The sequence below is a fragment of the Psychrobacillus sp. FSL K6-4615 genome (assembly GCF_038008225.1).
Lineage (GTDB): Bacteria > Bacillota > Bacilli > Bacillales_A > Planococcaceae > Psychrobacillus > Psychrobacillus psychrotolerans.
Genome location: NZ_JBBOYQ010000001.1, coordinates 1786429 through 1801487 on the forward strand (window position 1 = coordinate 1786429; position 15059 = coordinate 1801487).

General features: G+C 34.6%; 14 protein-coding genes. 10 read left to right on the forward strand and 4 right to left on the reverse strand.

Features of this window, described 5'->3' with window-relative positions:
- Window positions 1–8: 8 nt before the first annotated feature.
- Window positions 9–1430, reverse strand: a complete 1422-nt coding sequence (locus MKX53_RS08680) for a DHA2 family efflux MFS transporter permease subunit (protein WP_340910659.1) — start codon at window positions 1428–1430, stop codon at window positions 9–11.
- A gap of 58 nt (window positions 1431–1488) precedes the next feature.
- On the reverse strand, window positions 1489–2058 hold the full coding sequence (locus tag MKX53_RS08685) for a TetR/AcrR family transcriptional regulator (RefSeq protein ID WP_340910660.1): 570 nt from the start codon (window positions 2056–2058) through the stop codon (window positions 1489–1491).
- 179 nt (window positions 2059–2237) lie between these two features.
- Between MKX53_RS08685 and MKX53_RS08690 the strand changes: the two genes are divergently transcribed.
- Window positions 2238–3107, forward strand: coding sequence for a GNAT family N-acetyltransferase (locus MKX53_RS08690; protein WP_340910661.1), 870 nt, complete (start codon window positions 2238–2240; stop codon window positions 3105–3107).
- A 7-nt stretch (window positions 3108–3114) separates the two neighbouring features.
- Here MKX53_RS08690 and MKX53_RS08695 read toward each other — a convergent pair whose 3' ends face one another.
- The gene (locus tag MKX53_RS08695; protein WP_093534264.1) at window positions 3115–3333 is read right to left on the reverse strand and encodes a hypothetical protein; all 219 of its coding nucleotides are present in this window, start codon (window positions 3331–3333) and stop codon (window positions 3115–3117) included.
- 139 nt (window positions 3334–3472) lie between these two features.
- On the opposite strand from MKX53_RS08695, the gene MKX53_RS08700 reads away from it, so the two are divergent.
- The 8 genes from MKX53_RS08700 to MKX53_RS08735 all read left to right on the forward strand — a co-directional run bounded on the left by MKX53_RS08700 (window position 3473) and on the right by MKX53_RS08735 (window position 11349).
- Window positions 3473–3841, forward strand: coding sequence for a cytochrome-c oxidase (locus tag MKX53_RS08700; RefSeq protein WP_340910662.1), 369 nt, complete (start codon window positions 3473–3475; stop codon window positions 3839–3841).
- 176 nt (window positions 3842–4017) lie between these two features.
- Window positions 4018–4812, forward strand: coding sequence for a DUF4097 family beta strand repeat-containing protein (locus MKX53_RS08705; protein ID WP_340910664.1), 795 nt, complete (start codon window positions 4018–4020; stop codon window positions 4810–4812).
- Between the two features lie 143 nt (window positions 4813–4955).
- The gene (locus tag MKX53_RS08710) at window positions 4956–5771 is read left to right on the forward strand and encodes a YitT family protein (protein WP_340910665.1); all 816 of its coding nucleotides are present in this window, start codon (window positions 4956–4958) and stop codon (window positions 5769–5771) included.
- 211 nt (window positions 5772–5982) lie between these two features.
- Window positions 5983–7599 (forward strand): spore germination protein, encoded by a 1617-nt coding sequence (locus MKX53_RS08715; RefSeq protein WP_340910666.1) that lies wholly within the window; start codon window positions 5983–5985, stop codon window positions 7597–7599.
- Window positions 7592–8785 (forward strand): Ger(x)C family spore germination protein, encoded by a 1194-nt coding sequence (locus MKX53_RS08720; protein WP_340910669.1) that lies wholly within the window; start codon window positions 7592–7594, stop codon window positions 8783–8785. Before MKX53_RS08715 ends, MKX53_RS08720 begins: the two co-directional genes overlap by 8 nt.
- Before the next feature lie 10 nt (window positions 8786–8795).
- A complete protein-coding gene (locus tag MKX53_RS08725) occupies window positions 8796–9017 on the forward strand; it encodes a hypothetical protein (RefSeq protein ID WP_340910671.1) in 222 nt (73 codons plus the stop codon).
- A 30-nt stretch (window positions 9018–9047) separates the two neighbouring features.
- Entirely contained in the window at window positions 9048–10169 is a 1122-nt protein-coding gene (locus MKX53_RS08730; protein ID WP_340910673.1) for a GerAB/ArcD/ProY family transporter, read from the forward strand.
- Between the two features lie 199 nt (window positions 10170–10368).
- Window positions 10369–11349, forward strand: a complete 981-nt coding sequence (locus MKX53_RS08735) for a tyrosine recombinase XerC (RefSeq protein WP_340910675.1) — start codon at window positions 10369–10371, stop codon at window positions 11347–11349.
- A gap of 300 nt (window positions 11350–11649) precedes the next feature.
- Here MKX53_RS08735 and MKX53_RS08740 read toward each other — a convergent pair whose 3' ends face one another.
- Window positions 11650–13395 carry a glycoside hydrolase family 13 protein gene (locus MKX53_RS08740; RefSeq protein ID WP_340910677.1) on the reverse strand — a complete coding sequence of 582 codons (1746 nt, stop codon included), beginning with the start codon at window positions 13393–13395 and terminating at the stop codon, window positions 11650–11652.
- A 348-nt stretch (window positions 13396–13743) separates the two neighbouring features.
- Here MKX53_RS08740 and MKX53_RS08745 point away from each other — a divergent pair, with 348 nt between their 5' ends.
- Window positions 13744–15042: an extracellular solute-binding protein gene (locus MKX53_RS08745; RefSeq protein WP_340830552.1), complete on the forward strand. Its 1299-nt coding sequence runs from the start codon at window positions 13744–13746 to the stop codon at window positions 15040–15042.
- Window positions 15043–15059: the final 17 nt, after the last annotated feature.

Sequence of the window (15059 nt, forward strand, 5' to 3'; positions counted from 1 at the left end):
TATTTTATCTATGCCTTTTTGATAAATAAAGACATGATTAATCCTACGATTGCTAGGATTAAACCAAATATAAATGCATCTTGTACACCAGCAGTTAATGAAGCACTCAATGTTTCTGGATCCAGTATATCAGTCGCATTCTTTAAATAAGCAGTTTGAGAAGTCGACATAATTGTAATCGCAACGGCTGTACCGATTGCACCAGATACTTGTTGTAATGTATTCATCAATGCTGTTCCATCAGGATACAGATTTCTCGGAAGCTGATTAAGACCATTTGTCTGTGCTGGCATCATAACCATTGATATTCCAACAAACAGAACTGAGTGCATCACAACAACCATAAATATAGAAGTGTCCATTGTAATATTGGATAGCATCCATAACATGATAATCATGATGACAAACCCTGGAGTAACAAGGCCTCTAGGACCATATTTGTCAAATAGACGACCAGTTAAAGGAGACATAAGTCCGTTTAAGACACCCCCTGGTAGAAGTACGAGTCCAGCTGTAAATGCAGCTAAAGCAAGTCCTGTTTGTAAGTATAATGGCAACAGAATCATGGAAGACATAATTACCATAAAGGTTATAAATACACTTAATAACCCTAACGTAAACATTGGGAATTTTAGGACACGTAAGTTAATCATTGGTACTTCCATTTTGAACTGTCTTAGACTGAACAAAACTAGTGAAACAAGGCCGACAACGATTGTAAAAATAACTATTGCACTGCCCCAACCCTTTTCTCCTGCACTACTAAAGCCGTACACAATTCCGCCAAAACCAATAGTTGATAAAATAATAGAAAGTATATCTATTTTCGGTTTCGTTACAGTTGTTACATTTTCTACGAATTTTATACCGAACAACAAAGCAATGAAAAGAAATGGTAAACAGATCCAGAAAATCCAATGCCAAGTAAGTTTCTCAAGAACCAAACCTGAAATAGTTGGACCAATGGCTGGTGCAAACATGATAACCAATCCCATGAGACCCATTGTTGCCCCTCTTTTGTGAACAGGGAAGATGAGTAAAATAGTATTGAACATTAATGGTAATAATAATCCAGTCCCTATTGCTTGTACAACCCGTGATAGCAATAACACAGTGAAACTAGGTGCAACCGCTGCAATGAATGTTCCTACTATAGAAAATAGTAAAGAAGCAATAAATAATTGTCGCGTGGTGAACCATTGCATGATAAATCCAGAAACAGGAACTAATATTCCCAGTGTTAATAGATAACCAGTTGTTAACCACTGAACGGAGGATGGACTAATATCGAATATTGCTATTAGATCTCCTAGTGCCATATTCAATGCTGTCTCACTAAATAATCCGACAAACCCTGCTATTAAAAATGAAATTAAAATAGGGGTTGTTTTAAATACTTGTTTTTCTTGCTGGGGTGCGTTTTCAATCATGAACAAATTCCTCCAATTAATAACTATATAGACCTTCATACATTTGGATGAATTTAAACTAATCCTTACTTAATAATATTGTTATGTGCTTTTTAGCTACTTCAAGCGGTTTATTACTTTTACTCGTTAAAGATAAAAGAATAGCACCTTCTATCATTAAATTCACAGTAATCCCCAAGTCCGTTGCTTGTTCTTTGTCATATCCAGACTGAAGCAATTTTTTCTGATAAGTTGCTTGCCATTCTGCAAAGGCTAATTGACAAGCTATACGAATCGGCTCACTCGTAGAATGGGTTTCGCCAGCTATTGTGCCAATAGGGAAACCTATGTTTTTACTATTTACAATGATTTCTGATAAATGATCTAAATGTATTTGAAATGCATTGATAGGATCTTCAATTTCATCAAATAATTCTTGAATTTCATTTATAACAATTTCTTTTGTATATTCAATTGCTGCAATGGCAAGCTGTTCCTTTCCATCCGGAAAATAATGATAAAGTGATCCTTTGGGAATTCCACTTTCCGCAAGAATGTCTTTAAGCCCTACTCCGTAGTAGCCTCTTAATCGAAAAAGGCGAGAGGCAGTTTCAATAAGAACATCTTTTGAATTATTTTTCTCAGACACTTTTAAATCACCTCACAAATTATACAAACTGGTCTATTAGTAAATATATAGAAATGCACAAGCGTTGTCAAAAATTTTCGATGAGATTAGCAGGTCAATTTACCATTTGTGTATATCATTACCATTATATAAATGATAAAATATTTTGATAATGGTATCGGGAAAAAGGAGAAATGTAGATGATTTATGTAGGACCTCCAAATAATTTACACCAATTAGCGGCTTTCTTAGAAAAGATGAATAGTGTTGATGCTTCACATATTGGTTATTGTGGAGAAGAAGAAGAAGAGATTTTTGATACACTTTCCCATGATTTTTCGGATATAGGCATAGAGAAATCATTTGTGGTTGCATACGAAGAAGATCATCTAGTTGGTGCATTAGGATTTGATATAGATGCAGAAAAAAGAAGTGCGGAAGTATGGGGACCATTTGTCGGAAATGGGAAAGATAAGCTTCAAATTGCCGATGACTTATGGAAAACTTTAGAGAATACAATTCCTTTTAAATTAGATGAATACCAATTCTTTATAAACTCTAAAAACACTTTTATGAAACAATTTGTTGGACGTATGGATGGAATAGAAAACGGCCACCATCTCATATTAAAGGCCTCAAGAGATTATATAGCAGATAGAATTGATCTACATGTCGTAACATATGACTCTTCTTTTAAGAAATCATTTAGCGAGCTTCATCATCTGGCTTTTCCAAATACATATTATAGTAGTGAGCAGATTCTATTGCGAATAAGTAAAGACAATCTTTTGCTTATCATCCAACACGATATGGAGTTAAAGGGGTACGTGTATGTGGAAGCTTCTCCACTTCACGGAGAAGGAGTAATTGAATATATTGCAGTTTCTCCAGATTACAGAGGGCAAGGGGTAGCAAAGAAACTAATGAAAGCTGCACTACATCATTTATTTTCATATGATGCAATAGAAGAAATCACCTTAAGTGTGGAGTCTAGCAATAAAGCAGCAATTGCCCTTTATATGGACGCTGGATTTGGAGTAAAACATACGCTCGTTGCCTACAAAAAATAGATAAGCGTTATTTGGATCGAGAAGTACGTTCTTCATAATTCTTTTCATGCTTCGTATCTCTTAACATTTGATTATTATGCTTTTCCTCCGGATCGATTCCAGACATTGCATCATCGAAAGGTTGATAATTCATAGGAGGAAAACGATTCTTTTTGATCATTTTGTAAGTAATGCGTGCAATTAACACAATAAAGAAAAGTCCAAATAGAGTACTAACTATATCCATCTAATAACACTCCTTTCCATATAGTATTCGACTTCAAAGAAGAAATACCTTTTTCAAAGAAGGTCCTTCATCGTAATCACTTCCTACTACGCATAGAATATAGAGTCTTAAAAAGTCTATCATACGAAGGGAGAAGAAAATGGGAGCAAGGTTGATCCAAATTTCGGTTGTCTATTTTACAATTGGGGTTAGCTTAGGAATGTATATGTCTATGGCGCATGATTATGCTTTAACAGGGGTTCATGTACACATTAATCTGTTAGGCTGGACATCGTTTGCACTTGCTGGAGTTATCTATCATTTATTTCCTGTCATTTCTAAAAATATATATGCAAAACTTCACTTTTGGAGTGCCAATATAGGGATTCCTTTAATGATGGTTGCACTAACTGTATTAATATTAGCAGAAAATGAGCAAGCGACTATATTCGTAGCGACTGGTGGAGTGTTAGTAGTGTTTAGTGTAATTATGTTTGCGATAAATGTATTAAAAAATGTAAGAGCATAATTTTCATTTTTAAAGGCACTGCCATATAGAAAGTGCCTTTAAATTACATAGAACTTAAACAGGTTAATACAAATACATCTTAAGGCTGAGGGAACTTCCCATCTGAAGACCATAGGAAATGGTATCCATATCTATATAATGAACTGTATAAGGTAAATAAATAGGAGGTTGCGGAAATGAGTATAAAAAAGATTGGTGTCATCGCAATTATTGTCATAATTTTAGGAGCAGCTATTAATATCGGGATGAATATTTCAGGGGGATCTAACAAAAAATCAGAAGAAATTGAGATAGCCGAAAAGTTCACGAAAATAGAAATTATAGGCGACAATACAGCCATTGAAGTAGTTCAATCATCGGATTCTAAAGGAAAAGTTGAATTTAAAAATAAAAAGGGCACATCTAGTAAAATAAAGGCATATGTTAAAGGCAATACTTTACATGTAGAAAAGAAAAAGAAATTTTTTGGCGGCATTAATATTGGATTAAATACTTCTCACAATAAAATTATTGTATCTGTTCCAGATGAAAAGTACGAAGAGTTAACAACGGAAACAGACAATGGGCAAATTACCGTAAATAATCTTCAAATTGCCAATGTCGATATCAAAACTGATAATGGAAAAATAGTGCTAGAGGACCTGGAAAGTAAAAAGGTCTATGTAAAAACTGATAATGGAAAAATTGACTTTCACCATGTATCCGGAGATGTAGAAGCCAAAACAGATAACGGGCAAATTACCATGGTGACGGATAATTTAGAGCGGAACATCTCTTTCAAAACCGATAATGGCCTTATAAATATTCATACGACGACGGAACCAAAAAATGCAACTATTCAGGCGGATATAGACAATGGAAGAATTAATATTTTTGGTTCTGCTAATGAAAAAACTGTTTTTGGTAAAGGCAAGAATATAATCGATTTAAGAACAGATAATGGAGTTATTTCTATTATAAAGGGAGATTAACAAAGAAAAAAAACCAATATATTGACGTACACCCTAATCTTTGTTAAATTGTTTCTTATATCATTTGTGAAGAGAAGATTCTAGTAGAAGAAAAACTCGTCCTTAGTGGGCGAGTTTTTTTATGGAAGGAAAGGAGCAGTCTATTGTTAAAAAATCTAATTGTAGTAGTAGGCTCCTTTATAATTGCTTTTGCCTTTAATGCATTTTTAGTGCCGCATGAAATTTTAAGTAGTGGAATTAGTGGGATTGCTATTTTGGTAGGATTGATAACCCCGTTTGATACAGGTATACTCAATTTTGTTATGAATGTGCCTCTTTTGATATTAGGGTATTACAAGCTTGGGAAACAAATTACGCTCAACACACTCGTGTGTGTGTTATCGTTATCTGTATTTCTTTATGTAATTCCAGCAGAGTCAATTACAGATAATATATTGCTATCAGCTATATTTGGGGGAGCTTTAGGCGGCGTGGGAATAGGACTTATTATGAAATACTCGGGTACTTCTGGTGGGATGGATATAATAGCTATTATTATTTCTCGCTCAAGTAATTTTAGTGTTGGACTATTACTCACAGGAATGAATAGTGTGATTGTGCTAATTTCAGGAATGATATTCAACTGGGAAATAGCACTCTACACCTTATTATCTATATATTTAACTGGTAAAGCGATTGATACAATCTATACTAATCATGAAAAAATAACTATGCAAATTATAACAACGGTCGCTGAACCAATTCGTCAGGAATTGTTAGCAAGCATTTATCGTGGCGTCACAGTGACAGAAGGTTATGGTGGCTATACGCTAGAGAAAAAGTATATTTTATTGATGGTCGTTACTCGTTATGAAACGGCGCAAATCAAACAAATCGTTAGAAAACATGATGAGCAAGCATTCATTAATATTACACAAACGATTGAAGTAGATGGTAATTTTGCACGAAATATTCATTAGATAACAAGATACACTTGTTACTTATCCAAATAACAACATATAAAAGTATAAGAATAAATCAAAAGCCGAGAGTTATCACAACTCTCGGTATTTTTGTATTTAAAAGTAATTTCTCGTTTTTTTCATGATGAAAGATAAGTGTTGAATAAAAATTTCAGCACTGGGAACACTTTCCGGTAAGAACATAATTTAATGGAAAGTGAGGAAGAATATGAGTTTATTTAAAAAGAAACGCAAAATCGTTATTCAACCTTCACCTCCAAGTAAAAGTGAGCCTAAAAGTGTTGAAGAAAGTAGTTCATTAAAAAAAAGTTTAAAAGAGAATATACAATATATAAAAAAAACACTTGGCGAGAGTGCGGATATTATTGTTCGTGAAGTTAAAATGGGTACTGAAGGAAATATTAAGGTTGGAATCATTTATACAGATGGTTTAAGTAATTCAGAAAATCTGCAAAATTTTATCATGGAAACTTTAATGATGGATATAAAAAAGACAGATATTGAAAATAATTTAACTGCGGATTCCCCTGTTTTAACTTTGTTCAAGGACTTTGCGTTAACAGTAGGAGAATTAAAGGATGTAAGTGAATTTGATCAATTATTCACTTCTCTATTATCTGGGGATGTAATTCTTTTAATAGATGGCTTTTCAAGTGGATTCATCATTGGTAACAAATACTGGGAAAGTCGAGGAGTCACAGAACCAACAGCACAAACGGTTATCAGAGGTCCTAGGGAGGGGTTTTCTGAAAGCTTACGCGTGAATACTGCACTAGTTCGTCGAATTATCAAAGATGAAAATCTATGGATGATTAGTAAGGAAGTCGGTAGGCGTAGTAAAACAAATATTTCCATAATGTACATAAATGGTGTAGCTGAACAAAATGTAGTGGATGAAGTTTGTAATAGGATGAATCGTATTGATATTGATGGCATTATGGAAAGTGCGAATATTGAAGAGTTTATACAAGATTCGCAATTAACTGTATTTCCAACAGTATTTAATACAGAGCGACCAGATACTGTGGCAGCAGGTTTACTAGAAGGCAGAATTGCTATTTTAGTGGATGGGACACCTTTCGTATTAATGGTACCTGCACTATTTACAGAGTTCTTTCAGTCTTCAGAAGACTATTATCAACGTACAGTGATGGCTAGTTTAATTCGGTTACTTAGATTTGTTGCATTTGGTGTTTCCGTACTTGTCCCAGCGCTTTATATTTCTTTAATCACATTTCACCATGAAATTATACCGCCAGCACTATTAATCAGTTTGGCCGCCCAGCGAGAAGGAGTCCCATTTCCTGCATTCGTAGAGGCAATTATTATGGAAATTACGTTTGAAATTTTGCGAGAGGCCGGATTAAGGATGCCTAGAGCTATTGGATCCGCTATGTCCATAGTTGGTGCATTTGTAATTGGTACCGCTGCAGTAGAGGCTGGATTTATCTCTGCTGCAATGGTAATTGTTGTTTCTATTACCGCCATTTCTAGTTTTGTTTCTCCATCTTTTGACATTGCTATTGCTGGACGGATTTTACGATTTATATTTATGGCTTTAGCAGCATCATTTGGCTTATATGGTATCCTTATCGGTTTTATCGCATTAGTTCTTCATGTATGTAGCCTTAGTTCCTTTGGTGTTCCTTATATGACACCGTTAGCTCCGTTAAATCTAACTGGACTCAAGGATAGTATAGTTCGATTTCCTATATGGGATTTACTTACACGCCCACCTTATATTTCTAAGAATAGAGTAAGGCAGCGCCGTACAAAAGTAAATTTCCAAAAAAGCTCTCACTCGAAGAGGTCTCAAAATGGTTAGAAGGATTGTACATCTTATAGGTATCATTTTCATCAGTTTATTGCTCACGGGTTGTTGGGATAAGCGAGAAATTAATGATTTAGCCATTGCAACTGCAATATCCATTGATAAAAAAGACGATGAATATCATGTTGCGGCTCAAGTTGTTTTACCAACTGAATTATCGATGAAGGGCGGGATGGGAAGTTCTCCAGTTACACTCTATGAAGCATCGGGAAAATCAGTCAATGAAGCCATTCGAAAACTCACTCAAGTGTCCCCACGGATTATCTACTTGGGACATCTAAGAGTAGTGGTAATTAGTGAAGAATTGGCAAAGGAAGGAATTGCAACTACTGTAGATTTTTTATCACGTGGATGGGAAATTAGATCTGACTTTTATATGATTGTTTCTAAAGGAAGGGATGCAAAGGAAATATTAAATGTACAAACCTCCTTGGAACAAATTCCGTCAAATGAACTCTATAATATTCTACACACATCAGAAGCTAACTACTCTAGTACAGTTGCTGTAAACTTTTTTGAACTAAAAACAAATTTAGAACGTGATGGAAAAGAAGGCGTACTAACTGGAGTCGAGATACTAGGAGATCCAAAGAAAGGCTCAAGTAAACAAAATGTCGAAATGATAATTCCCGATGCTAAGATAAAATTTAAAGAATTAGCTGTTTTTAAAAAAGATAAACTAGTTGGGTGGTTAGACGAGCAGGAAAGTAGAGGTTTTAACGAGGCAACAAATCAAGTAAAAAGTACTATTGGATTAGTTTCATGCCCTGACGGGGGGGAAGTCTCTATTCATACTAAAAAATATAACTCAAAGATAAAAAGTAAAACAACGAGTAATAATCCTGAAATAGAAATCAAAGTGAACATCGTTGCAAATTTAGGTGAGGTTAGTTGTGACATTGATTTAACGAAGGAAAAAACTATTGAAATGCTGCAAAAGGAATATGAGAAAGTGGTAAAAAATGATATTCAAGAAACAATTAAAGTAGTTCAACAAAAATATCAATCAGACATTTTTGGTTTTGGGGCTGCTATATACAAATCAAACCCACAGCAATGGAAAAAAGTAAAAGATAATTGGGATGAAATTTTTGCTGAATTACCAGTAAGTGTAGAAGTTAAGGTACAAATTAGTCACTTTGGTTCGGTTTTAAATCCAATTGTGAAGAAAGAAAAGTGAGTAAAACAGTATGGTAAAAGTAATTGGAATATTATTGGTAATTGTTGTTGTTGTCTTGATTGATGTGCCAACTATGTGGAAGAACAAACAAAAAAAAGAATTGATTGTCTATTCAGTACTTCTATCTATAGGAGTAACTTTATTAATTTTATTAGCAGTTGGTATTAAAATACCTAGCCCTGTTGATCTGTTTACAATTATGGAGAAATCATTCGAAAGTCTTGTCAAATAAATGAGTAAAGCATGAGGGGGGGGGAGAGGGATGCAGACAGATAAAATAACGCCATTTCAATTTTTAGTATTAGTTATTTTTTTTACGATAGGTTCAAGTATCCTCTATATTCCTTCTACACTTACAACTGCAGTAAAACAAGATGCTTGGATCGCAGCAATAATCGGTAATCTCTTAGGACTATTAGTTGTCTGGTTTTTTACAACAATTAGTTTATGGTTTCCTAAACTAACCTATACCGAAGTAAATGAAAAAATATTCGGAAAATTGATAGGGAAGTTAATTTCTATCTTATTCGTGTTAATGGCTTTCCTTTATGCTTCGGCACTTATTGCACAGTCAAGTATTTTTTTAATTACACAAATGTATCCCGAGACACCTATAACATTTATAAATCTTTTAATGGTTCTTATTGTTATTTTGGCGGTTCGTCTAGGTATTCAAACTATCGCGCGTTCTGCTGAAATATTTTTATTCTTTTTCTTGTTATTATTTATGATCCTAGTTGTGAGTATATCACCTCAAATCCAATTTGCTAATTTAGAACCCTTTTTTCAGGCTCATATTACTTCTATTTTAAATTCATCTTTCAAGGTTACGGCAGTTTCAAGTATTAACGCCATTGTCTTATTCATGATCTTTCCCTCATTTGTAAGCGATATTAAAAAGTGTAGAAAAAATTTCTATATCGGCACTTTAATTGGTGGTGCTGTAATTATCACAATTACGATGCTTTGTATTTTCGTACTTGGTTCAAATACTACCGCGCATCAAGTATATCCAAGTTATACATTAGCGAAAGTCATAAATGTAGGAGACTTTATAACACGTATAGAAGGCTTAATGGCTCTTTTATGGACTCTTGCCCTATTTTTTAAAGTTACACTTTATTTTTACACAGGTGTGCTGGCTTTAAGTAAACTATTGAATATAAAGGAATACCGAGTATTAACTTTCCCGGCCGGAGCAATAATCCTAGTCTTTTCTATTATCATTTTCCCGAACATTTTATATCAATATAAATTTGACGAAGAGATTGCAATTGCCATAACTTTTGTCATTGGCTTAATTTTCCCGCTATTAGCAACCATTGTTTTTCAATTAAGAAAGAAAAAGCTGAAAAAAGACCCCGATTATGCAAAGTCGAATTAGAGATGAGTTATGACCAATGATAAGCAAAGAAAAAGTTAAAACGCTCTCAGAGCTAATGTAAAGCATCCTAATATTTGTAATTGTCACGGTAAAAAAATGTATTTTCGACGAAAAATCATAGTGAATTTTAATAAGGTTCCCAAATACATATTTGGGAACCTTATTTTGTGGTAATATAAGTAGTAGAGGAAGTGGTTTGATGCAAAAGGAATTGCCCAAAATTATGAAAGATTTTTTAGTGTATTTAACGACTATTAAAGGCAAATCAATACGAACGAGAAAAGAATATGAATATGATTTAACTTTGTTTTTCCGATTTTTATTAGCAGTTGAAAATGATGTACCAATAACCGAGATACAAAGCATTAGTATTAAGGAAGTGGATCCTGAATTTATCCAAAAGATAACGCTCGAAGATATCTACCTTTTCCAGGAGTATTGTGAAGTACAGCGCCAAAATAGCGCCCCATCACGTGCTCGCAAAGCAGCAACTATTAAATCGTTTTTTAAATACCTAAAAGGGAAAAGAAGATTATTAGATTATAATCCTGCAGAAGAGCTAGAATCACCTAAGATAGCAAAAAAAACACCGATCTATTTGGATCAGCATGAGGCAATACAGTTCATCACTGGTATAAAGAAAACGAGTCATTATTATCGTAATTATAGTATTATTATGTTTTTCTTAAACTTAGGAATTCGTGTTTCCGAATTATGTAGCTTAAATATAAACTCCATACAAGGAAATGTATTACATGTTGTGGGGAAGGGAAATAAAGAAAGAACGGTATTCTTGAACTCCACTTGTCTCCAATCCATCCAACATTATAAAGAAAAGGAAAGACAATACATAAAAGGCGCGAGTACAAATAACTCCTTGTTTCTTTCTCAAAAAGGCACACGACTCACTCGACAAACGGTAGCTAAAATAGTGAAACAAATCAACGTAGCATCAGGGTTAAACAAAGGAAGTATAACGCCTCATAAGTTAAGGCATACTTCCGCAACAATCATGTACAAAAATGGAGCAGATATTAGAAGTCTTCAGCAAATACTAGGTCATACGAGCGTTTCCACTACTCAGATTTATACGCATGTAGAAGACAAAGAAATACAAAATGTAATGGAGAATAACCCATTCAACTTCCTTCAACAAGCAAAACATACTACTGCAGAATGAGGATAAATTTTCCATGTTAAATATATATTTTTGGTTACGTATAATAATATTATGTAAACTAGAATTAATTAAAAATTATTCTAAAATAATGGGTACCAGTTAGTCATGAGTTTCGTCACAACCAACTAGCATCCCTGAAATTGATCAGTAGTCATTGGGGTGTAATTTTTGCCCATTTTTCCTTATGTCTTCAGCTCCTGACCCCACGAATAACCTTAGAAAAGCAATAAAGGCAAATTATGCCTTTATTGCTTTTTAGTGTTCGCCGGGAATGATATAGGCACTTATACTTTTGTTTTTTTAGAGGTTATATTCGATAATTCCAAATCCTTCTGTAGAAATACTGACATTAGAACCTTCTATTACTAACCCAGAACTATACAGTATGTTATATTTTTGGTCCCGATCCAGTGCATATTGCTGCTCCTCGGAACTAGGATTAAGTAAGACGATAATTGTTTTGGTAGCGTTGTGCTTTTTATACCCAAATATACCATTTGCCTCCGTAGGATGTACGAATGTTATGGAGCCTTCATTGGCAAGTAGTTTTTCTTTAGTTCGTAGTGCTATCAGCGTCTGGATATGATTTTTTAACTCTAGCTGGTGATTATTTTCATCCCAGTCCATACACTCACGACAGCCAGGATCTTGGCCACCTGTAAGGCCTATTTCATCGCCATAATAGATGCATGGAGTTCCCATAAAGGTTAAAAGAATAGTAAATACTTGTTTCGTTATATTAATATTATCATTACATTCTGTAAGAATTCTAGCAGTATCATGGCTACCAACAAGATTAAAAGTGAAATCAAACACAGATTTCGGGTAACTGTAGTATACCTTACTCATATTCTCTGCAAATTGTTTTGAATTAATGCTGTTTTTTGCCAGAAGATTTAATACATTTGTTTTAAAGGGATAATTCATCACCGCATCAAATTGATCTCCTCTTAGCCATGGCATTGAATCATGCCATATTTCTCCAAGAATATAAACATCCGGTTTTGCTTCTTTAACAGTTTTTCTAAACTCGCGCCAGAAAGGTTGGTCTACTTCGTTTGCAACATCAAGTCTCCAACCGTCAATATCAAATTCATTGATCCAATAGGTACCTACTTCCAGTAAGTATTTTTTAACTTCTGGATTAGCAGTATTCAGCTTGGGCATAGAATCTACAAAACCAAAAGCCTCATAGTTTGGCTTTTCTCCTCCTAGAACGGGGAAGCTGTGGATGTGGAACCAATCTTTATAAAGTGAGCTTTCTCCGTTCTTTAGGACATCCTGGAAGGGAGGGAAGTAATAACCGCTATGATTAAATACGGCATCCAGCATTACCTTAATGCCGCGGCTATGGCATTGTGTTATTAGTTCTTTTAATGCATCTGCATCCCCAAATTGAGGATCTATCTCCATATAGTCAATCGTATCGTATTTATGATTGGAGGAGGCTTCGAATACTGGAGTAAAATAAATACCATTTACCCCTATATCCGTGAGGTGGTCTAAATGTGCTGTTACGCCGGCGAAGTCACCACCAAAGAAGTTATTAACTGCAGGGGGTTCACTGCCCCAAGCTTTTGTGTTTTTGGGATTAATAGAAGGATTTCCGTTGCCAAAACGTTCTGGGAATATTTGATACCAAACAGTGTCTTTTACCCATTGGGGTGCTTGGAACAGTTCATTCTCATGTAAATACGGAAAACAAAAATAATAATCACTGTCAGTTGGTATACTGTCAAAAAAACCTTTTTCTGTATATATTGTTTCCTCCGTTAAAGAAGTTAACTGAAAGCCGTAGCGTAATCGTTTGGTTGCTGCAAATACTTCAGTTTCCCAATAATCATGTAAACCATCGTTTCCTATTAAGTTCATAGGCATTTTAGAAAATTGCCATTCGCCATTTCTCCAAATATAAGGATCACCAAATATTAACGAAACAGAAGTAACATCATTTTTTTTTGTCTTAAGTCTTAATTGTAGTGTTCGATCATCTAGTAAACAAGCAAAGTTATCGGTGGGACGGTGAAAAATAGCAGTTTTCTCCATTATACATCTCCTTTAAAACGAATTATTTTACTTCCAAGTAATTTAAATATGGATGCTCAATGTAGTGAGCATAGAAGGAGAAGAACATTTAAAAATTTTAATATTTATAATATTTATAAAAAATAGATTGTTTCCTTCTCAAATAAATGTATAATAAAATTATGAGTTGTGCAATCGTTTTCATAGATTCGTTACTAATATATTATTCTTTCAATCTTATATATAGACTTATAAGTAATTGAAAGAAATTATTTTTAATAACTAATGATAGCGCTTTCTTTTTACTGAATTGTGCAAGCGTTTGTCCAACTTAGCGTAGGTTTAAACCAAAAAATAGGAGGGGTACAAATGAAAAAGTCTTTAACTTTGTTGTTCATGCTCATTATTACATTGGCATTATTAGTTGCATGTGGACCGAAAAGGGAGGAAACAACTCCTGCGAAAACAGATGAAAAAGAAACAGAAACTGGGGCTGAATCTTCAGAAGAACCAGCAAAACCTGAAACACTTATAGTTTGGGAGGATACAGATAAATCTATCGCTCTAAAACCTGCTATCGAATCTTTCGAAAAGGAATACGGTATTAAGGTTGAATTTAAAGAATTAGGTATGGCGGATAAAATGCGTGATCAGCTACGTTTAGATGGTCCTTCGGGAACTGGTGCAGACGTAGTTACTTTACCTCATGATCAAATTGGTCAAGTTGTGACAGAAGGGTTACTTCAGGAAATTGAAGTAAGTGATGAAATCCTTTCTACTTTCAGTGAATCAGCTGTTACTGCACAGAAATATGATGGAAAATTATACGGGTTACCAAAAGCTACAGAGACACCAGTATTTATTTACAATAAGGCTTTAATGGAAGAAGCTCCAGAAACAATGGATGAAGTTTATGCTTTTGCAAATGAATTTACAGATGGTAAAAAGTTTGGATTCTTAGCAAAATGGGATGACTTCTACTTTGCACACGGAGTCTTTGGAGGTATGGGGGGATATGTATTCAAAGAGAATGATGGAGCCCTTGACCGAGATGATGTTGGTTTAAACAATGAAGGCGGTATAGCTGGTGCAGAATATATTCAAAAATGGTATGCAGAAGGTTTATTCCCTAAAGGAATTATAGGGGATAGCGGTGGATCAGCGAAAGATGGTCTATTCAATGAAGGGAAAGTCGCATCTGTAATGGACGGTCCTTGGGCATTCCAAGGGATGAAAGACGCTGGGATTGATATTGGAGTAGCTGCAATGCCAACCTTACCAAATGGTGAGCATATGAAGACATTTATGGGAGTTAAAGGATGGCATGTATCCGCATTTACAGAACATCCATATTGGTCAACTAAATTAATAGAATGGTTAACAAATGAAGAAAATGCAAAAATTCGTTTTGAATTAACACAAGAGATTCCACCAGTTACAACATTGATTGAAGATCCGATTATTGCGGACAATGAAGGGGCAAAAGCAGTAGCACTTCAATCCCAATATGCAATACCTATGCCTAATATTCCAGAAATGGCGGAAGTATGGGGACCTGCAGCATCTGCACTACAAACTCTTGCAACTGGTAAGGCAGAACCAAAAGCTGCAATGGACGATGCAGTTAAAACGATCAAAACAAATATAGAAACTAACCATCCACAATAACTTAGAACAGCATAAGC